This is a genomic window from Streptomyces sp. NPDC007917 (assembly GCF_042959105.1).
Taxonomy (GTDB): domain Bacteria; phylum Actinomycetota; class Actinomycetes; order Streptomycetales; family Streptomycetaceae; genus Streptomyces.
Map to the genome: position 1 here is coordinate 133,375 of NZ_JBIBKK010000012.1, position 20,248 is coordinate 153,622.

Below are 20,248 nucleotides of genomic sequence, written 5' to 3' on the forward strand. Positions count from 1 at the left end.
CCACCTCCGGGCACGGCGTCGCACGACCTCCACGCAGCAAAAGTCAAATGCCGTGCGTCGGCGGCGGCAACAGGTGGGGACGTCCGGCTCGGCCGGACGAGGGACCGCGCGGGGGTCGGGCGGGAGTCCGGGGGGTCGGGCGGGGGTCGGGGGCCGGGCGGGGGTCGGCGGCGGGCGGTCGGGCCGGGGTCGGGGGCCGGGCGGTCGCGTAACCGCGCGGGCGCCGAGGCGTTGTGCTGGGTGACGGCCGTGGCGGGGAAGACACCCCGAGCCCCCACCACGGCCGTAGGACTTCCCGGACCTCCCGAGCCTCCTGGATCTCCCCAGCCTCCCGGCCCCCCGAGCCTCCCGGATCTCCCTGTCTCCCGAGTCTCCCGGCCTAGGCCAGCCCCGCCCGCTCCAGCGCCTCGACGCCCGTACGGAGCCCCGCGATCCGCTCTTCGAGGGTGAAGCCCGAGGGGGACAGCGACAGCGTGGTGACCCCGGCCTCGGCGTACGCCTGCATGCGGTCGGCGATGCGCTCGACGGGGCCGAGCAGCGTGGTGGAGTCGATCAGCTCGCGCGGGACGGCCGCGGCCGCGCCCTCCTTGTCGCCGGCCAGGTACTTCTCCTGGATCTCGGCGGCCTCCTTCTCGTATCCCATTCGGCGCGCCAGCTTGTTGTAGAAGTTCTGCTTCGCGCTGCCCATGCCGCCCACGTACAGCGCGGTGTAGGGGCGGAAGACATCGGCGAGGGCGCCGATGTCCTCACCGACCGCCATGGGGACGGTGGGCACCAGGTCGAAGCCGTCCATGTCCTTGCCCGCCTTCTCGCGGCCCGCGCGGAGCGCGCCCAGGGTCGTCGCCTCGGCGTGCTCGGGCGAGAAGAAGACGAGCAGCGCGCCGTCGGCGATCTCACCGGTCTGCTCGAGGTTCTTGGGGCCGATGGCGGCGATGTACAGCGGGATGTACTCGCGCACCGGGTGCACGGTGAGCTTGATGGGCTTGCCCGGGCCGCCGGGCAGCGGCAGGGTCCAGTTCTCGCCCTCGTGCGTCAGGCGCTCGCGCGACATGGCCTTGCGGATGATCTCCACGTACTCGCGGGTGCGGGCCAGCGGCTTGTCGAACCGCACGCCGTACCAGCCCTCGGAGACCTGCGGCCCGGAGACGCCGAGCCCGAGCCGGAAGCGGCCCCCGGAGAGCGAGTCGAGGGTCGCGGCGGTCATCGCCGTCATCGCGGGCGTACGGGCCGGGATCTGGAAGATGGCGGACCCGACGTCGATGCGCTCGGTCTGTGCGGCCACCCAGGTGAGCACGGTGGCGGCGTCGGAGCCGTACGCCTCGGCGGCCCAGCAGACCGCGTAGCCGAGGCGGTCGGCCTCCCGGGCGACCGCGAGGTTGTCCGCGTCCATCCCGGCGCCCCAGTAGCCGAGATTGATTCCGAGCCTCATACGGCACCCCTTACCGATCAGTAACGTCCTTGTCGCCCGGACTCTAGCGCGCCGCGTCCCGGTACGTCAGGACCGGGTTATCCACAGGCTGACACGGTTCGATCTCCGGCCAGTAATCTCAACGTTCATGGAGCTAAGGCACCTCGGCCGCACGGGCCTGCGCGTATCCCGGCTCGGGCTCGGCACGCTCACCTGGGGGCGGGACACCGAAGAACACGACGCCGCGGATCAGCTGAAGGCGTTCTGGGAAGCGGGCGGGACGCTGGTGGACACCGCCGATGTGTACGCGGACGGCGGCGCCGAATACCTCCTGGGTCAGCTGATGGAGGGCCTGGTGCCGCGCCGCGATCTGCAGATCGCCACCAAGGCGGGCAGCGTCCCCGACCCCGACCGCCGCTTCGACGGCTCGCGGGGCCATCTGCTGGCCGCGCTCGACGGCTCGCTCGCGCGGCTCGGCACCGACTATGTCGACCTGTGGCAGGTGCACGCCTTCGACCCCGCCACCCCGATCGAGGAGACGCTTCAGGCGCTGGACATAGCGGTCAGCAGCGGGCGGGCGCGATATGTGGGAGTGTCCAACTTCTCCGGCTGGCAGCTCGCCAAGGCGGCCACGTGGCAGCTCGCCTCGCCCGGCGCGCACACCCGGCTCGCCAGTACGCAGATGGAGTACTCGCTGCTGCAGCGCGGAATCGAGCGGGAGGTGCTGCCCGCCGCCCTGGACCTGGGCCTGGGCATACTGCCCTCCTCCCCGCTGGGCCGCGGGGTGCTGACCGGCAAGTACCGCCACACGACCCCGGCCGACTCTCGTGGCGCCTCCGAGCAGTTGGCAGCCTTTGTCGCCCCGTACCTCGACGAGGAGGCGAGCCGGATCGTCGAGGCGGTCTCCACCGCGGCCGACGGCCTGGCGACCACCCCACTGCATGTGGCCCTGGCCTGGGTCCGCGACCGCCCGGGCGTGACCGCGCCGATCGTCGGCGCGCGGAACGCGCAGCAGCTCAGGGCGGCCCTGTCGGTGGAGGCGCTTACTCTTCCGGAGGAAATCTGCCAGGCGCTCGACGATGTGTCGGCGCCCGTGCACCGCTATCCCGATCAGGACTGGAGCACCCTGTGAGTACCGACCGCCTCGCCGGCGAGGCCGCCTCCGCGCCCGAGGAGGAGCCCACCACCAGCACCCCCGCGGCGCGGACGGACGCGGACACGCGCACAGACACTGACGCGCGCGCGGACGCGGAGACGGATGCCGCCACCCCGCCGGGCGCCGAGGGCGGCCCCGGTACGGACTCGGCCGACGCCGCCGGCGGTGCGGACGCGGAATCCTCCCCGTCGGCAGGCGGCCAGGGTGCCGCGGAAGGCCGGGCCGGGGGCGGTAAGCGGTCCGCCGCCGCGGAAGCGCTGGCCGCGGCGGTGCGGGCCGTGGAGAGTGGTGAGCGGTCGGCGGCCTCGTTCTTCACCGACACCCCCACGGCCCGCCAGGGCCGTGCCGCGGCGCGGGGCGCGGGAGGTGGCGGCGCTCGCCCGGGTGGCACTCAGGAGCGGACGGGCGGGCCCGGGCGCGGGCAGCCGGGGCCCGGCGGGCCCGCCCCGGCGCGCGGGGTCCCCGCCGTGCCGGGCGTCGGGCAGCCCGGCCGCGCGGTGGCCGGGCCCGGGCCCGGCTCCGCGGGGGACGGGCCCGGGTCCGCCGAGGTGCGCCGGGTGCTCGCCGAGGGCGGGGCTCCCGAGAGCCTGGCCGGTGCGGTCGTGGTCGCGCTGGGCGAGGCGGCCGCCGAGGTCCTGCGTGAGGACCCCTGGCAGCTGCTGGCCGTCTCCGGCGTGCGCCATGACCAGGCCGACGGCTTCGCCCGTGCCCTGCTCGGACCGGACTGCGGACCGGGCGACGAGCGCAGGTCGCAGGCGCTCACCGTCTGGCTGCTCGAGCGCGCCGCGCTCGAAGGACACACCGCGCTGGAGTCCTCCGCGCTGCGCGCCGGGCTCGCCAAGCTGTCCGTGCCGGATCCGGACGCGGCGCTGCGGTCCGCGATCGCGGACGGCCGGGTACTGGTCTTCCAGGACGCCGCCGAGGCCCCGGGCGCCGCCGCCCGCCCGGCGGCCGGAGACGCGGACGGCACCGAGGACGAGCAGCCGGTGCGGGTCCTGCTGGGGCTGGACCGCTTCGCCCTGGCGGAGGAGAGCCTGGCCGACGGCCTGGCCCGGCTCGCCGGCACCTTCGCCGACCGGTCGGGCGGCCCGGCGGCCGACGGTTCCGACGGCGACGGCGACGGCGACGGCGTTGACAGCGACGACGGTGCGGGCGCCGTTTCCGACGCCGGCTCCGCGGACGTCTCCGGCACCGGCGACGCGGACACGAGCGCTCCGGGCGCGGCCGAGTGGGAGGCCGCGGCAGCCGCCGCGCCGACCCCCTCCGCGGCAGAACTCATCCGCGCAGTCGCCGGCCACGGCCTGGTCGCACACAGCGGCGGCGAGGCGGCCCGGGCCGAGCCCGCGGCGCTCGTCGCCGCTGCCAGGACCCTGGGACTACGGGCGTACGCGGCGGCGCACACCGAGGACGGCAGGCGGCGGCTGGCCGGGCTGATCGACGCCGCCTCGGCCGCTTCGGCCACATCGGCCACATCGGCCACATCGGCCGTGGAAGGCGCCCCCGAGCCCGGCGCCGACGACCGTCCCGGCGCGGGCCGCGACCGTGACGGCGTCGGCGGCACCGGAGACCTACCGGTCGGCCGCGCCTACGCCGACGGCCTCGGCGGGTCCGACGCGGCGGTCACCGTAGCCGGGCTGCTCTCGGGCCACGAGGGCCCGGGCCGTGACGAGGACGGCGCCCTCGCGCTCGATGTGATCGCCGTGCTGGACGCCCCGCAGCTGGACGTGGAAACCGCGGCGATGCTCGTGGAATCGCTGCCGGACGGTGCGCGGCTGGTGCTCAGCGGCGACCCCGGTGTGCTGTGGTCGGCGGGCCCCGGCAAGGTCTTCGCGGATCTGCTGGCTGCCCGCCGCTGCCCCCAGGTCGTCTCCCGGACGCCGGACCCCGGGCCGATCGGCGAGCTGATCTCGGGCATCGGGATCGGGGAGCTCAACCAGGTCGAGGCCCCCGGCAAGGAGGTGGTGATCGTCCCGGTGCGGGACGCGGGCGAGGCCGTGCACCGCACGGTCCAGCTGGTCGCGGACTCGGTGCCGCGCGCGCTCGGCGTGCCTCCGGGGCACACGCAGGTGATCACCCCTGGCCACGGCGGCGCCGCGGGGACGCGCGCGCTCAACGCCGCCCTGAAGGAGCGGCTGAACCCCGGGCCCGGCCGGTTCGGCGGCTTCGACCCGGGCGACCGGATCGCATACGTCCCGGCGCCGGGCCGTGCGCTGCCGGGCACGGTGGTCTCAGCGGACGCCGAGGGCCTGCATCTGGACTGCGCGGGCGCGGCCGTCGTGGTGCCGCGCGAGCAGGTCGCCGACACGGTCCGCCACGGCTGGGCGCTCACGGCCCACCAGGCCGTCGGCGCGCGCTGGCCGGCGGCGGTCGTGGTGCTGCCCGGCGACGCGGCCGCCGGGCTGACCCGGGCCTGGGTGTACACCGCCTTCGGCCGTGGCGAGCGCCATCTGTCCGTGGTGCACGGCGCGGACGCGGCGCTGGCCCGGGCGGTGGCGGAGATCCCGGCGAAGGAGCGGACCACCCGGCTGCGGTCCCTGCTGCAGGCGCAGCTCCCGTCCGCCGGCTAGACCGGCGCCCCGCGCCGGACCACCGGCGCGGGGCGGCACCGGCGCGGGCCCCGCACCACAGGCCCGCCGGGCAGCGGGCGAAACGCCGCCCCTGCCGGGCGGTACGCCCCGGTCGCGGGCCACCGCGTCAGGGCCCGGCCGCTCACGCCCCCGACGGACCCCCAGCGCCGGACAGACAAGCCCCGGCCCCGCCGAGCGGCACGCCCCAGCCGCGGGCCGCCCGCCCGCGAGGGCCCAGCCGCCCACGCCCCGGCAGACACCCCGGCCACCAGGCGAAACCCCAGCCCCGCCGGGCGGCACGCCCGGTCGCGGGCCACCGCGTCAGGCCCCAGCCGCGTACCACCGCCCGCCAGCGCCCAGCCGCCCACGCCCCGGCACACGCCGAGCGCCGGACAGGCCTCTGGCCCGTCCGGCGCTCAGGGACGGTCGGTGGGAAACCCCGGCAAGGCTCAGTTCCCTGGGCCCAGCACCTCCAGGTCCTCCTCGTCCGCGTCTTCTCCGTCTTCTTCTACATCGTCCGGCACATCGTCTTCGTCATCCTCGTCGTCCAGCTCCTCGTCGAAAACCGTGCTGACGTCGAAGCGGCAGACGACCTGGTGCGGATCCGGCTGGTCGAAGGGGGTGGCCAGCCACTCCCCCGGTTCGGCGAGCTCGTCCCCGGCCGCCACCCACAGGGTCGAGTCGCCCTCCTCCAGCCCGAACTCCTTGTGCCGGGAGGCGATCTCGTCCGGTTCGTACTCGCCGAAGAGCACACCGATGGCGCTCTGGACGCTGTCGCCGACGGACGCCCCACCGCCAGCCCCGCCGCTGTCGGAGTCGGCGCCCCGGTCGAGCTCGGCGACGCGCCTGGCCTGCGAGAGCAGGCGCTGCGGTTCGACGACGGCGTAATCCCTGCGGATCAGCACGCTCAGGGCGCTCGGTTCCTCGGGCCCGGTGTAGGCGGGCAGGGAGTCGTCACCAGGGATCTCGAAGGGCGTCACCTCGTCGTAGGTGTCATAGAGCAGCTCGTCGTACACCTCGGCTGCCGCGGCCAGTTCGTTGAACGCGGCGTAGACGGCCGGGTCGTCTTCCCCGGACCGGCGTTCGACAGCGTCGAGGTGACGATCCAGTGCGGCTTTCACCGCTTCAGCGGCGGCGCGTACCTCGGCAGCGGATGGCTGCGCAGCATCAGACATAGTGCAGACGCTATCCGTAGCAGGCCCGGTCCCGCACAATAGATGCGATGCCGGAATACGAATTCTGTGATGTGTATGTGCCTCGCGGGGTCTCCCGCAAGGCCGCCACGCGCCTGCTGACCGACCATGCCGAGTATGGACACTGGGAGCTCGACCGCCTGAGACTCAACCCCGACGGCAGCCGCAGGGTGCGGCTGCGCCGTCGGATCATCCGCCAGCTCCGCGCCACGTGGTGAGCCGCCGCTGAAACGCCGGGCGGGCCCCGCCGGTGTGCGGGGCCCGCTCGACGCCGCGCTGTCAGCGCGATGTGCCGGTCTCAGTGTTGTTCAGCGCTGCTCGGCGCCGCCTCAGTGCTGCCTGGCCCGCGCCCTGCGGTAGAGCACGGTGCCCGCGAGCAGCGTGCCCGCGGCCGCCGGGATGGCCAGCTCGACCGGCCCGGCGCCGGTGTGCGCGAGCTGCTCGCTGCCCGTCAGCTGGGAGCCCCCGAGGTGCGAGGAGGCGCCGGCGCCGACCTGCTGTCCATGGTGCCCGCCTTGGCCCGCGGCGTCGCCCCCGCTGTGGCCCGGCGAGGAGGGAGCGGGCGTGTGGCCTCCCGGCTTGCTGTCCCCGGGGTTGTGCGGCTTGCCCGGCTTGCCCGGCTCATCCGGCTTTCCGGGGTCGCCCGGGTCACCAGGGTCGCCAGGGTCGCCCGGCTGCCCCGGGTCACCGGGGTCACCCGGGTCGCCCGGGTCGCTGGGGTCGCCCGGGTCGCTGGGGTCGTTCGGGACGGCATCCACGACGCCGCCACACTCGCCACCCATGTCGGTGTTCCCGACCGTGCCGACCCCGACGCCGTTCCCACAGGCGTTCACCGGCACATGGACCGGGACCTGGACGTCGTTGCCGGAGCCGATGCCCGGCGAGTTCTCGGTGCTGCTCTCCGCGCTGGAACCGGTGTGCTGGGACCCCCCGGAGCCGCCCTGGTGGACCACATTGCCGCAGCCGCTCCCCCCACTCCCGTTGAGCACCCCGAGGACGGTCGCGGTGTTTCCGCAGACGTTCACCGGGATCTCGATGGGCGCCTGGACCACATTGCCGGACGCGATGCCCGGCGAGTGCGCGGCAGCGCCGCCGGCCCCCGTGTCCGCGTAGGCGTAGCCGCCGGTCACGGCCAGGACGCCGCCCGCCGCCGCGATGGTGATCAGGCCCTTTTTCGCAACCTGTCGCATAACTGTCTCGCTCCCCTGCCTTCCGTCCTGCGGAATGCGCGCGAGCAAAAGCGCCCGCCCCCCATCCCGGCCTCCCCGGAGCACCTCACCGGCCTCCGGGGCCGCCCGGGATCGCACCCCTCTGGACTGTGACTCCACGTCACGTGATCGATGCAACGGCCCCGTTGGGGGCCGCACACCATGTAACGAGGACGGAGCAATCGAGCTATGAATCTACGACACCATTCACCCTTATTGATTCAGTCAGTATGTGTGATCGATTAGCGCCCGTCACGGAATCCACCGGGTGAGCGGCGGGCGTCCTGGGGCGCGGTCAGCACGCGTCGATGAACCGGTCGAGCACCCTCACCCCGAACTTCAGACCCTCCACCGGCACCCGCTCGTCGACGCCGTGGAACATCCCGGCGAAGTCCAGCTCCGGGGGCAGCTGCAGCGGCGCGAAGCCGAAGCAGCGGATGCCGAGGTCGTCGAAGGACTTGGCGTCGGTGCCGCCGGAGAGGCAGTACGGCACGGCGCGGGCGATCGGGTCCTCGGCCTTGAGCGCCGACTGCATGGCGTCCACGAGCGCACCGTCGAAGGTGGTCTCCAGGGCCTTGTCCGCGTGCACGTCCTCGCGCCTGACCCGCGGCCCGAGGATCCGGTCGAGGTCGGCCAGGAACTCCTCCTCGTACCCCGGCAGGAACCGGCCGTCCACATGCGCCGTGGCCTGGCCCGGGATGACGTTCACCTTGTAGCCGGCGCCGAGCATGGTCGGTGCGGCGGTGTTCTGCAGGGTCGCCCCGATGAGCTTGGCGATGCCGCCGAGCTTGGCGAGCGTCTCATCCATGTTCTCGGGGTCGAGCGGGGTGCCGAGCGCGTCGGACAGCTCGTCGAGGAAGGACCGTACGGTCTTGGTGACCCTGACCGGGAACTTGTGCCGCCCGAGCCGCCCGACCGCCTCGCACAGCTCGGTGATCGCGTTGTCGTTGTTGGTCATCGAGCCGTGGCCGGCGGTGCCGTCCACGGTCAGCCGCATCCAGTGCATGCCCTTCTGGGCGGTCTCGATCAGGTAGAGGCGCAGGTTCTCGTTGACCGTGAAGGAGAAGCCGCCGACCTCGCCGATCGCCTCGGTCACCCCCTCGAAGAGGTCCGGGTGGTTGTTGACGAGGTGCCGCGCCCCGTACACCCCGCCCGCCTCCTCGTCGGCGAGGAAGGCCAGCACGATGTCGCGCGGGGGCTTGCGGCCACTGCGCAGCCGGTCGCGCACGACGGCGAGCGTCATCGCGTCCATGTCCTTCATGTCCACCGCGCCGCGGCCCCAGACGCACCCGTCGGCGACCTCGCCGGAGAAGGGGTGGTGGGTCCAGTCGTGGGCGTTGGCCGGGACGACGTCGGTGTGGCCGTGGATGAGCAGCGCGGGCCGCGAGGGGTCCTCGCCCGCGATCCGCGCGACCGTCGACGCCCGGCCCTGGTGCGACTCGAAGACCTGCGGCTCGAGCCCCACCTCGGCGAGCTTCTCCGCGACGTACTCGGCGGCCGCGCGCTCGCCCGGGCCGGAGTGGTCGCCGTAGTTACTGGTGTCGATCCGGATCAGATCGCGGCACAGGTCGACGACCTCGTCCTCACCACTGACCGTGCCGGTCGCCCTCGCGGCCGAAGTCGACTCGCTCACACTGCCTCCTCAAGGTTCTGCTGCCGCGAAGCGCCCACGCGGGCAGGGCCCGCGACAGGGGTCCTCCGCCATCCTCCCCCGCACACCCGCCCAGCCCAAGACGGAGAAATACCGCCGTCACATCCTGTCCACACTTCCCCCGCGCCAGGCCGCCGCCGGGGCCTGGCGCGGGAGCCGCCCCGGGCGCGGGCACGCGTGATCGAGCACGTCCGGATGTTTGCTATGGTTTTCCCGTCGGAACGGCCGCGGGCCTAACGACAGACACCTTGTCCGGGTGGCGGAATGGCAGACGCGCTAGCTTGAGGTGCTAGTGCCCTTTATCGGGCGTGGGGGTTCAAGTCCCCCCTCGGACACTCAATCCAAAACTTGATCAGCGCGGTGTCAGGATTGCGCTCGCGGACAGACCCTAGTCACCTGGGCAGGCGAACTCATTGTCCGGCCCCCATGTCTTCCTTTCGTCGCCGTTGTCGCGCGCTCCGCACTCCAACGCCACCTCCGGCCCGCGCTTTGTGTCGTGCAGGATGAGGAGCCGCTTGGCCGCGGGGACTTTGCCGTCCCGTCCGAACGCCAGCGTCCCCGACGCGCCCCGTACCCCGGCCGCGCCGCCGACGCCGTTCACCAGTGCGGCCTGCACCGTGCCGCGGCCGAATGCCGCCGTCCCCGCGTCCTGACGCGCCTCGTTGAGCGCCGTGGCCAGCACTCGCAGGGCGTCAGAGGCCAGTGGCGTGCGGCCGTCGTTGCTCCAGGGGTCGCGATTGCCGTACGCGGCGATGTACTGCCGACGGAAGTTCTCGCCCATGACGTTGGGCGGGTAGGACTTGGGCAGGGCGTGCGCCGCGTAGTAGAGCCGCAGCCGAGGGTAGCACTCGCCGGGGCGCTGTTCGTCGACGACGGCGTTGGTGAGGTCGTTTCCGCCGAGCGCGGTCAGCTGCCCATTGCACGCCGTGCCACTGTTGTACTCATCCAGGAACGCGCCGAATTCATTCGCCCGCGCGGTCCAGTACACCACTGTGCGCGGTTCGTCCTTGAGTCGTCGGCAGACCTTCTCGGCCATTTCGGAGAATTTCCGGACCCATTCGACGTCGTCTTCCTGCGCGGGGTGGTGGCTCATGCGGTCGTCGCCCGTGGTGTACCAGATGCGGTGGGTGTCGCTGAACTCTTGGGTGAACCGCTCGCTGAGATTGGCGCTGTAGTTGTCGGTGGGGTCCGCGATCACTACGGCCCGCTCGGCGGGTGCGCACTTTCCCGGGGCAGTCTGCACGATGTTGCCTCGGCGGGCGAAGTCGGCGGCAATACGCGCCTCTCGGCGGTTGTCCGGTGCGACCTGCCGGTACATCGGGTGCCGCTGCATTTCCTCGGCAGTCGCGACGGTTCCGATGACCGGCAGCCCGCCCTCGCCCAGGATGTCCCGGGCCCGCAGGGTGTCCTCGCGGCTCTGGCCGAGGCCGACCACTCCCATGATCTGCTCGTCGCCCTGTTCCTTCTTCACTTCTCTCACGATCCTGGCGGCGACGGCGGGCGCCTTGGTGAACCGCGCGCCCGCGTCCTCGACCCGGACTCGCAGCCATACCTTGTTGCCCTCGTCCCGGGACGCCTCGCGGTTGAGTTCTTCCTGGGCCAGGGCGATCCCGCGCAGTTCGGGAATAGCTCCGCTGTACATCGCCTCCTTCCATGAGTTGACGGTGACAGGCACGCCCAGATAGACGACGGTTCTCACCATCGCGCCGGGCCGCGCGGCGGCCGCGCCGGCTTCCTCGTTCTGCCGCTCGATCATGGCGCGGACCGCTCGGTAGAGCTCCTTCGGGGACTTGCCGGAGGGGATACGGCCGGTGCCGGACGGCGCGGCGGGCTCGGTCGCGGCACTGCGGGTCAGGCAGTCGGTTTTCTCCCTCGCCGGCATCAGCCAGGTCAGGCCGTATGTGGCGAGGAGTGCCAGCGTGGTGGCCCCCGCCACCGACGCGAGGACGGCCTCGAGCCGCGGGGCGAGATCGGAGTGGGTCTTCTCGAGGTAGATCTCCGGGAAGCGGCTGAGCCAGCGCGCGGCGTCGGCGTCGTCGGCATGTGGCTTCACTCCCACCCGTACGACACGGGCCCTGCCCACCCCCGCGGTCACCTGCCAGGAGTTGAGGGTGACGGCGGCCTCGGCGTAGCTCTCCGTCGGCCCCCCGCCCGGCGGGACCGCAGCCACCAGGAGCACTCCGGTGCATCCGGTCTGCTCGACCGCGTCGGGGAATTGCGCCAGCAGCTGGCCCACCTGCGGCTCGGCGGGTTCGACCTGCGGGAAGACGAGGACGAAGCGGTGCTTGCGGCGACGCCGCCACGGGGACAGCAGCGGGTGGCGGCAGGCTGCCTGCAGATCGGCGAGCAGTGCCCGCAGCAGCACGGCCACGGTCTGGTCGAGCCCGGAGGAGCCGTCCGCGCGGGCAAGGCGCCGGGCGTCGGCGAAGAAGTCCGCACCCTTCTCGGGGAGTTCCGCCCACGTGCGGTACCAGCTGCCCTTACGCGTCATCCGGCGCCCGCTCCGCCATCCGTAGCACCAGCGTGGAAGCAGGCCCAGGAGCGGGCGGCGCAGCCAGTACCAGGCGGTGGCGGGGATGCTCGGCGGGGGCTGTTCGCCACCGCTGACGGCCTCCAGGGCCCGGAGAATCCTGGAGTCTTTGCAGCGCGCCTCGTAACACCTGTCCCGTAACTCCTCGGCCTGCACCAGGGGCTGGCTCTCGGTGAGTTGCGCCTCGACGATGCTGCACATGAGGCGGTACTGCGGCAGGCGCAGCCTGCCGAAGCCGCTGGGCCGGTTGCGGAGGAGTTCTTCCTCGATCTTCTGGAAGGTGTGGCCCACACCCTCGCGCCGCGGGCCGGAGGGCGCCCCTGCCACCTGCGCGTACGGGATCCTGGCCCGGCCCCCGGCGCTGAAGCGCCCGCACAGCCCGTCCGCGATGCGCTCCGCCTCCGTGCCGTCGCTCAGCTGCGTGAGGAGAACCTGGGGGGCTGGCCCGCGTCTCTTGGGCGGCTGCTTGATGAGTTGTTCGAGCGCCTCGACAAACGAGTTGATCTTGGGAAGCGGCGGAACGGAAGAGGACATGGCATTACCCCCCGGATGGCCCGCCACGCGGTGCGGACCATCGAAACCATGTGCACTGACTGTGCACCCCAGGAAGAGATCCGGCATTTGGTGCCCAGGGCTATCATCCTCGCCCACTGCGGAGCGCGCCACTGTGATCGCGCAATGTGACCGTTGTTGGCCACACCGCGCCCTGGGCGCCACACATGTGGTGGGGCAGGAGTTACCGGTCATGATCTGCGCGGGTCCCAGGTCCTGGTAGACCTTGTCCGGCCAGCAGGCGACCTTGCGTGTTCCGGAGCCGGTGGCCGGTGCCATGGGGTTGAGTAAGACCGCACGGCCCCGCCGGCTCAGGTGGCGGAGAAGCACCAGCGCCGCATGCGCCGGTATGGGCATTGCCGGAGCGCGGCCTGGGCCGTCACGTCTCGGATGCGGCCTACGGAGAGACACTGACAGCCGCCGAAAGTAACAATGGACGAAGCATGCACTCCGCATGCATTGCAGCTATAATGCAGGCATGACTGCTCTGACCATTCGCGACGTCCCGGACGATGCCCTGGCCACACTGAAGGCCCGCGCCGCGAAAGCGGGTAAGTCGCTTCAGGCCTACGCGCTCGACGTCCTCGTCAGCGAAGCCGCCAGGCCCACGCTCGCCGAGGCCGCCGCCCGCGCGGAAGCCGAGGCCGGGGCGAGCCTGAGCACGTCGGATGTGCTGGCCGCGATCGACGACGCGAGGGCGGGCCGTTGATCGTCGTCGACTGCTCAGCGCTGATCTTCTTCCTCAGCGACGAGGGTCTCACCGGGCACCGGGTGCGCGAACGTGTCGCCAAGGAGGACCGGCTCGCCGCACCGCACCTGATCGATTACGAGATCATGTCCGCATTGCTCGGCCTGGCGCGCGGTCGGCGTGGCGGCGAGCCCAAGCTGAGTGAGAAGCAGCTCCGCAAGGCTGTGGCGACGTACCGCGATCTGGCGATCGACCGGCATGAGACGTTGATCCTCTGGGAGCGCGTCAAGGGTTTGTCGAGCAACCTCTCCGTCTACGACGCGCAGTATGTCGCCCTGGCCGAGAGTCTGGGGCTGCCGTTGATCACCAGTGACGCCAGGATCGACAAGAGCGGCGTGGCTCGCTGCGAGATCGAGACATTCGAGACCTTTGCCTGAAACAGCCGCCATGGGCGGCCCAAGTGCTCGGCCTTCGGGGTCGCGATCAACGACGGGCACGCTTGACGTAGCGTGGTGAGCGGCACGGGAGCGGGCAGTCTGCTCGGGGCATCCAGGAAGAGTGCCGACAGCGCGCCGGCCCCAGCCGCGTATTGGTCGTACTCGCGCCGGGTGATTCCGGCTCGGGCGGCAACGTTCTCCCAGAGGTGGTCTGGTTCAGCGGTGACGACGGTGGCGACGCGGACGGTGCCGACCAGCGCCATCTCGGGCGCCGAGGCGTAGGGCACCACGAACGCCCCCGGAGGGAAGGCGACCTGACGCCGACGCAGCTCGACCGTCACAGGAGCCCGGGGCCGGGCCACCAGCCGGACCCCGGGCAGACCTAGGTGTAACGGGCGCGGTTGATCTCCCGCTCGGCGAGGCCGCCGAGCGGGATCAGCAGACACCTGTCCTCAGCGGCCGATGGAGGACCGTAGGCCGGGCTCGATGCCGGCCTGGTCCATGACCTGTCGTGCGGCCGTCGGCCAGTTGCCGCCGCTCACCTGGATGTTTCCGCTCAGGACGTTGTTGTGTGGTGAGCCGGTCGCCACTTGGGTCGCGCCGGTGTTGTACCAGTTCTCCGCGAAGGTGCTGTCGTTGGTGTTGTTGGTGGAACTGGCGTTGGTGAAGGCCCACACCCCGGAGTCCCGGATCACGTTGTGCGACAGCCTCACATAGCGCGAGCCCTCGTCCAGGTAGAGGCCGACGGTGTTGCGGTTGTCGTAGATGTAGTTGCCCTCGATGACGGTGCGGGGGCTCGCTGACAGGTTGTACAGGCTGCCGCCGTCGTGGAAGACCTTCTTGGTGCCGTGGATGAGGTTGTATCGCACGGAGTTGTCCGACAACGTGGTCGGTGTGCGGTAGACCGGCTGGTAGTTGTACAGGCCCCGGTTCCTGTAGTCCGTGCTGCCGCCGGGGTCGTTGGCTCCCCAGCCCCAGCCGACGTCGATACCGTCGTAGGCGAGGTCGGAAACCTCGTTGTGCTCGATGACCGCGCGGGTGACGTAGGTGGACAGGATGCCGGACATGTCCTTGTAGTCCTCGGCGACCCTGGTCACCAGGTTGTTCTTGATCGTGATGTCCTTGTTGACCATCGCGGGGTTGGACGGGTGGTGGGCGTCGGGCTGCACGCCGCCGGCCACGATGCCGGCGCCGGCGTCGTCGGCGAAGGTGTTGTGGTGGACGGTGATGTTCGACGCGCCCAGACCGACGCCGGAGGCGTGGGCGTTGGCGTCGTTGCCTATGCCGAGACCCACCTGGCCGAGATGGGTGAAGGTGTTGTCGGTGAAGGTGATGCCGCGCGCGGCCGAGACCTGTACGGCCGCGGGGATCTGGTGCCAGCTGTTACGCGCCGCCTCGAACAGCGGGCAGCCGGACTGGCAGGAAGTGAGGAAGTCGTTCGGTTGCTGGTGGGCAGCCGCGAGGAAGGTCCCGTTCTGCTGGTTGGCGTAGCCGGTCGAGGTGCCCGGCTGGAGCCAGGTGGAGTACTCGAAGCGGATGTGCTGGATGGTGATGTCGTGGGCCGGATTGTCGTAGGTGCCGCCGATCTGCATCAGCGAGGTGAGCTGTGGCAACTCGATGTCGCTGTTGGCGGGGTTCTTGCCGGCCGGTGCCTTGTAGTAGAGCTGGCCGGCGTCCCGGTCGAGGTACCACTGCCCGGCCGTTTTGAGGAAGGAGTAGGAGTTCTGGAGCATGAGAGTGCCGCCGGCGAAGGGCTTGGCGAGGGTGTCGTAGCCCCAGTTGTTGTTGTTCCACGCCGGCTGCTGCATCGTGATGGTGGTGCCGTCGATGCTCTGGACGGGTGCGAAGCGGTCGGTGAAGGAGTTCTGGCTCTCCACCTCGATCCGGTTCTGCCGGGGCAGTGAGGCCAGGTAGTTCAGGGCAGGATTGACGATGGTCAGCCCGGACTTGGTGACCCGGACGTCGTTGCGCGAGATCGTGATCGAGGCGCGGGGCGCACTGGCGCCGTCGACGTAGAGCTGGCGCGAATCCGTTCCCTTCGGTACCGGTGCGGCGTAGATGTTCGCCGCGGCGTCATGGACTTTCCAGTCGGTCACCCGCAGCGCGCCGGACAGGACGGGGGTCTGCCCGGACCGCCCCCGCCAGGTGACGGTGTGGCCGTTGCGCCCTGAGTCGGAACCGGTGAGCCGTAATGGTTCCGTCAGGCGGTAAGTGCCGCCCGCCAGCTCCACGACCACGTCGGACGTGCCGGACAGGGACCGGGCGAGTTGCCGCGCCTTGGCAAGGGTGGCAACGGGGTGGTCAGCCGTGCCAGCGTTGCGATCATTGCCTCCGGGCGCCACGACGATCCTGGCGATGTCCGCGGCCCCGGCGTCTGCGTGGGCCGTGGACAGCACGGACCCGGTGAAGGCCGTGAGGGCCGCGGTGAGGGCGGCTAGCGCCCTTCCTGGTTGGCGGAGCATGAGCATCCTCGGGGGTGAGAAGGTGGGGTGACGGTGGGCGGGCTGGGAAACGCCCACGCCGTGTGGGCCGCCAGCCGGTGCAGCGACAGCGCCGGTCCCGCGACGAACAGGACCAGTGCCGCCGCCCGGAAGACCAGGTGCAGTGCCACATCCTCGGCGGTGGGGAAGAGCCGGAGCTGAGGGCCGAGTGGAGATGGATCTTGTGGTACGGCTCCGAACGTGGCCTGGCAGGCGGACGCTGCCCCTGCCCGGGCCCGGCCCGTGACCCGGTCCGGGGCGGGGCGTAAGGGCCTCCCGGAGTACTGCGGACAGAACGTCGGCTTGGTCACACATAAAAACTGCCCGATAGGGCGCAGTCAACGGGATGAGTGAACCTATTTCCAATATTCTTCGGCGCCGACGACTTGGCGATGCAGCTTTACTGCCTCATTTACGCATAATTCGCTCCGTCGTCGCCGCGAATGGATCGGACACATTTTTCGAATGTGGCGAATATGGCCAGGTATATGCTCTTGAAGGATGGGGCGCGGCTGATCACCGGGCATATGCCCCCTGCGCTGAAGGAGGTAAGCGGTTGGACGGAAAGCCCTTACCGGCGACCGGCCACATGACGCCCTCGCCGCGGCGCCATGCCGAGTCGACGGGCTCCTACCGCCCCGGGTACGAGCTCGTGGCCGAGCAGATCCTCGAGCTCATCGCCGAGTTGCAGTTGCGTCCGGGCGACCGGATGCCGACGGAGAACGAGTTGGCCTCCCGCCTGGGCACGAGCCGCTCGGTGGTGCGGGAGGCGGTGAAGATCCTCTCTGCGATCGGGCGGGTGCGCGTGCAGAAGGGGCGCGGCCTCCATGTGTCGGACGACGAGGGCCTGCTGGGCTCCTCGCGCTGGGGAAGCCCCTTCCTGCCGACCGACCTGGACCACGTCTACCAGCTCTTCGAGTTCCGGCGAGTACAGGAAGCCGCGGCAAGCCGGTTGGCCGCCACCCGGGCGACCCCTGCCGAGTTGCGTGCCATCGAGGCCGCGGAAGAGATGTGCCGGGAGGGGTATGTGACGAGGCAGCGGGCGTTGTTCGACCGTGGTGACGACGACTTCCACATCGGCATCGCCACCGCCGCGCACAACCCGTTCCTCGTCGCGGCGGTACGCGAGGCGCGCCGGTTGCAGCGCCAGTCCAGCACGATCGGACTGCACGGCACGGTCGGCGGCCATGCCGCGGAAGCCGTGGAGGAACACGCCGCGATCTGCCGGGCCATCAGGGACGGCGATCCGGAGGCGGCGGCTCGGGCCGCCATGGCCCATCTTGACAACACCCTCGAGGACTACCGGCGTGAGATCCAGCGCCGGGTCTTCGGCTGACCTGCCCGACCGGTCGCGGCCGGCGGGTCGCCATCCCTCTCGCCACCGAAAGGGTTGACAAACCTCAGGGCCGCTCTACGATCCGGCCTATCGAGAGTACGACCAATGTTCGAGATCTCGAATATCACGCTGCTCGTGGGCTCCGCAGACACGCGCACAGACGGTCGGCTTGTCATGTGCATGGTCTGACAGTGTCCGCGACGTGGCTGCTCACCGCGCCATCGTCGACACGTCCCTCCAGGAGGAGAGCCATGCAGCCTTCGTCAGCATCCCCGTCCGCGCCACAGCGCCGCAGGCGGCATTCGCCCGTGGGGGTTGCCGCACGCTCGGCGCTGATGTCGATCGCAGTGCTGGCGACCGTGGCCACCTGGCCGGTGTCGGCGTCGGCAGCCGGCACCGGGCCGTGCGACATCTACGCCTCGGGTGGAACCCCGTGTGTGGCCGCGCACAGTACGGTCCGCGCGCTCTACGGATCCTATGGGGGCAACCTGTACCAGGTCAGGCGTTCGTCGGACAACGCCACCCGGGACATCGGCGTCCTCGGCGCCGGTGGCGTCGCCAACGCCGCGGCCCAGGACTCGTTCTGTTCCGGCGCCACCTGCGTGATAACCGTCGTCTACGACCAGTCCGGACGCGGCAACCACCTGTGGTACCAAGGGTCCAGCCAGGTCCCCGGCTCCACTCAGAGCAGCCCCGCCAAGGCGACTTCCGAGTCCCTGACGGCCGGCGGCAGCAAGGCCTATTCCCTGTACATCAACCCCGGCAACAGTTACTGGCGCGACGGCCACGCCACCGGCATCCCCACCGGCAGCAGCCCCGAGGGCATGTACATGGTGACGAGCGGCAAGCACGTCAACAGCGGCTGCTGCTTCGACTACGGCAACAGCGAGACCACGCGGAAGGCGGATGCCGCCGGCGCCATGGACGCCATCAACTTCAGCACCTCGTGCTGGTTCGGCGGATGCTCCGGCAGCGGCCCGTGGGTCCAGGCGGACCTCGAATGGGGTCTGTACCCGGGTGGAAGCCAGTCATGGAACCCCAAGCAGCGGGCCTTCACCAGCAAGTTCGTCACCGCCACCCTGAAGAACAACGGCACTTCCCGCTTCGCCATCAAGGGCAGCGATGCCCAGTCCGGCAGCCTGACCACCCTTTGGGACGGCACCCTGCCCAGCGGTTACAGCCCCATGAAGAAGCAGGGCGCCATCGTCCTGGGCAGCGGGGGCGACTGCTGCAAGCCCGGCGGCGGCGCCAACCTCAGCGCCGGCACCTTCTACGAGGGCGCCATGGTCGCGGGCTATCCGTCCGACCAGACAGAGAACGCCGTCCAGGCCAACGTGGTCGCCGCCGGCTACCGCTGACCAGCTCGTTCCGACTCGAAGCCGGCCGCCGCCCTCGTCCTGGTCGCGGCGGGGACCCTTTCGGCTGTCGATCCTCTGCGCCAACCAGTGCCTTGGGAGCCGACGATGACCTACGCCCGACCGCTTTCGCCAGCGTTACCGCTCTCGACCCGCAGGAGACTTCGACGAGCAGTCACCTGGGTCGTGGGGTTCATGCTGGCCTTCGCCGTGCCCGCCGCCGTCCAGCCCACCGCGGCAAGAGCGGACAACCCGATCGTGCAGACCATCTACACCGCCGACCCCGCGCCGCTGGTCCACAACGGCCGGGTCTACCTCTACACCGGGCACGACGAGGACAACTCCACCAACTACACCATGAAGGAATGGCGGGTGTGGTCCTCCGACGACATGGTCAACTGGACCGATCACGGCTCCCCGCTCGCCCTGACCTCCTTCAGCTGGGCATCCACCAACGCCTGGGCGGGACAGGCCGTCTACCGCAACGGCAAGTTCTACTGGTACGTGCCGATGACGAACCGGGCGACCGGCCGGATGGCCATCGGCGTGGCGGTGGCCGACAGCCCCACTGGGCCGTTCCGTGACGCCCTCGGTCATCCGCTGGTGGAGAACGGCCAGTTCGACCCGACGGTCTTCATCGACGATGACGGCCAGGCATACCTGTACTGGGGCAACCCGGACCTGTGGTACGTCAAGCTGAACGCAGACATGACCTCCTACTCGGGCAGCCCCACCAAGATCCCGCTCACCACCGCGGGCTTCGGTACCCGTACGGGAGACGCCAGTCGGCCCACCCTGTTCGAAGAAGGTCCCTGGGTCTACAAGCGCAACGGCCTGTACTACATCGTCTTCGCGGCCAAGTGCTGCTCGGAATTCATCGCCTATTCGACCGCCCCTGGCCCGACCGGGCCGTGGACCTACAGAGGCACGGTCATGCCCACGCAAGGGGGCAGCTTCACCAATCATCCGGGGATCACCGACTTCAAGGGAAGTTCATACTTCTTCTACCACAACGGCGCCCTCCCGGGCGGGGGCGGCTTCACGCGCTCGGTCGCGGTTGAGAAGTTCTCCTACAAGTCCGATGGCACGATCCCGACGATCAACATGACCAACGCCGGGGCGCCTCAGGTCGGCCCGCTCAATCCGTACACACGTCAGGAAGCCGAGACGATCGCCTGGGAGTCCGGAGTCGAGACCGAGCCGTCCGGCGAGGGAGGGCTGAACGTCGGATACATCGACAACGGCGACTACATCAAGGTCAAGGGCGTCGGGTTCGGTGCGGGTGCGTCGTCCTTCACGGCACGTGTGGCCTCGGCGGTCGACGGCAGCGCCGTCGAACTGCGCCTGGGCGGACCCAGCGGGACGGTGGCGGGCCGGTGCAGTGTGCCGAACACCGGTGGGTGGCAGACCTGGACGACGGTGTCCTGCCCGGTCAGCGGCGCGACGGGCACCCAGGACCTGTATCTGAGGTTCACCGGTGGCAGTGGCTATCTCCTCAACGTGAATTGGTGGCGGTTCACCGCTGCCTCCGCCGCGGCGGCTTCGAAGTAGCGCCGTGCCGAGGTGCTGCCCCATCCGCCACGGGACCGACAGGAGCAGCATCCGTGTTCGGGACGGGGCCGGAGCCCGGACCGAACACGACGCAAGTGATCGCTCACAGGCTCAGGCGACGGAGCCTGGCAACCAC

The 20,248-nt window shown here is 70.8% G+C and carries 13 protein-coding genes, 1 tRNA gene and 1 pseudogene; 9 read left to right on the forward strand and 6 right to left on the reverse strand.

The annotated features are described in order from the left end of the window. Window positions 1-379: 379 nt before the first annotated feature. Window positions 380-1,429 (reverse strand): LLM class F420-dependent oxidoreductase, encoded by a 1,050-nt coding sequence (locus ACFZDL_RS24830; protein ID WP_353592735.1) that lies wholly within the window; start codon window positions 1,427-1,429, stop codon window positions 380-382. Window positions 1,430-1,556: 127 nt separating this feature from the next. Here ACFZDL_RS24830 and ACFZDL_RS24835 point away from each other — a divergent pair, with 127 nt between their 5' ends. Then, window positions 1,557-2,540, forward strand: coding sequence for an aldo/keto reductase (locus ACFZDL_RS24835; RefSeq protein ID WP_353592734.1), 984 nt, complete (start codon window positions 1,557-1,559; stop codon window positions 2,538-2,540). Next, a complete protein-coding gene (locus tag ACFZDL_RS24840) occupies window positions 2,537-5,131 on the forward strand; it encodes a helix-hairpin-helix domain-containing protein (protein WP_353592733.1) in 2,595 nt (864 codons plus the stop codon). The genes ACFZDL_RS24835 and ACFZDL_RS24840 overlap by 4 nt, the downstream gene beginning before the upstream one ends. 449 nt (window positions 5,132-5,580) lie before the next feature. On the opposite strand, the gene ACFZDL_RS24845 is transcribed toward ACFZDL_RS24840, so the two are convergent. Further along, a complete protein-coding gene (locus ACFZDL_RS24845; protein WP_353592732.1) occupies window positions 5,581-6,306 on the reverse strand; it encodes a hypothetical protein in 726 nt (241 codons plus the stop codon). A gap of 47 nt (window positions 6,307-6,353) precedes the next feature. On the opposite strand from ACFZDL_RS24845, the gene ACFZDL_RS24850 reads away from it, so the two are divergent. After that, the gene (locus ACFZDL_RS24850) at window positions 6,354-6,542 is read left to right on the forward strand and encodes a DUF5703 family protein (RefSeq protein ID WP_018537156.1); all 189 of its coding nucleotides are present in this window, start codon (window positions 6,354-6,356) and stop codon (window positions 6,540-6,542) included. Between the two features lie 111 nt (window positions 6,543-6,653). On the opposite strand, the gene ACFZDL_RS24855 is transcribed toward ACFZDL_RS24850, so the two are convergent. Both ACFZDL_RS24855 and ACFZDL_RS24860 read right to left on the reverse strand, forming a co-directional pair. Continuing rightward, window positions 6,654-7,514, reverse strand: a complete 861-nt coding sequence (locus ACFZDL_RS24855; RefSeq protein WP_353592731.1) for a chaplin — start codon at window positions 7,512-7,514, stop codon at window positions 6,654-6,656. A 313-nt stretch (window positions 7,515-7,827) separates the two neighbouring features. After that, complete coding sequence (locus ACFZDL_RS24860; RefSeq protein WP_353592730.1) at window positions 7,828-9,165, reverse strand: M20/M25/M40 family metallo-hydrolase; 1,338 nt, start codon at window positions 9,163-9,165, stop codon at window positions 7,828-7,830. 268 nt (window positions 9,166-9,433) lie between these two features. Between ACFZDL_RS24860 and ACFZDL_RS24865 the strand changes: the two genes are divergently transcribed. Continuing rightward, a tRNA-Leu gene (locus ACFZDL_RS24865) sits at window positions 9,434-9,518 on the forward strand. A 53-nt stretch (window positions 9,519-9,571) separates the two neighbouring features. Here the strand turns inward: ACFZDL_RS24865 and ACFZDL_RS24870 are convergent. Further along, window positions 9,572-12,247, reverse strand: coding sequence for a hypothetical protein (locus ACFZDL_RS24870; protein WP_353592729.1), 2,676 nt, complete (start codon window positions 12,245-12,247; stop codon window positions 9,572-9,574). 496 nt (window positions 12,248-12,743) lie between these two features. Between ACFZDL_RS24870 and ACFZDL_RS24875 the strand changes: the two genes are divergently transcribed. Both ACFZDL_RS24875 and ACFZDL_RS24880 read left to right on the forward strand, forming a co-directional pair. Further along, a complete protein-coding gene (locus ACFZDL_RS24875) occupies window positions 12,744-12,974 on the forward strand; it encodes an antitoxin (protein WP_353592728.1) in 231 nt (76 codons plus the stop codon). Continuing rightward, the gene (locus ACFZDL_RS24880) at window positions 12,971-13,390 is read left to right on the forward strand and encodes a type II toxin-antitoxin system VapC family toxin (RefSeq protein ID WP_353592727.1); all 420 of its coding nucleotides are present in this window, start codon (window positions 12,971-12,973) and stop codon (window positions 13,388-13,390) included. Before ACFZDL_RS24875 ends, ACFZDL_RS24880 begins: the two co-directional genes overlap by 4 nt. 452 nt (window positions 13,391-13,842) lie before the next feature. Here ACFZDL_RS24880 and ACFZDL_RS24885 read toward each other — a convergent pair whose 3' ends face one another. Continuing rightward, window positions 13,843-15,852: a right-handed parallel beta-helix repeat-containing protein gene (locus tag ACFZDL_RS24885; RefSeq protein ID WP_353592726.1), complete on the reverse strand. Its 2,010-nt coding sequence runs from the start codon at window positions 15,850-15,852 to the stop codon at window positions 13,843-13,845. Window positions 15,853-16,459: 607 nt separating this feature from the next. Between ACFZDL_RS24885 and ACFZDL_RS24890 the strand changes: the two genes are divergently transcribed. The 3 genes and pseudogenes from ACFZDL_RS24890 to ACFZDL_RS24900 all read left to right on the forward strand — a co-directional run bounded on the left by ACFZDL_RS24890 (window position 16,460) and on the right by ACFZDL_RS24900 (window position 20,112). Then, a complete protein-coding gene (locus ACFZDL_RS24890; RefSeq protein ID WP_353592837.1) occupies window positions 16,460-17,206 on the forward strand; it encodes an FCD domain-containing protein in 747 nt (248 codons plus the stop codon). Between the two features lie 392 nt (window positions 17,207-17,598). Beyond that, window positions 17,599-18,564: pseudogene (locus ACFZDL_RS24895) on the forward strand (arabinofuranosidase catalytic domain-containing protein); the annotation flags it as partial. A gap of 183 nt (window positions 18,565-18,747) precedes the next feature. Continuing rightward, the gene (locus tag ACFZDL_RS24900; protein ID WP_353592725.1) at window positions 18,748-20,112 is read left to right on the forward strand and encodes a glycoside hydrolase family 43 protein; all 1,365 of its coding nucleotides are present in this window, start codon (window positions 18,748-18,750) and stop codon (window positions 20,110-20,112) included. The last annotated feature ends 136 nt before the right edge of the window (window positions 20,113-20,248 follow it).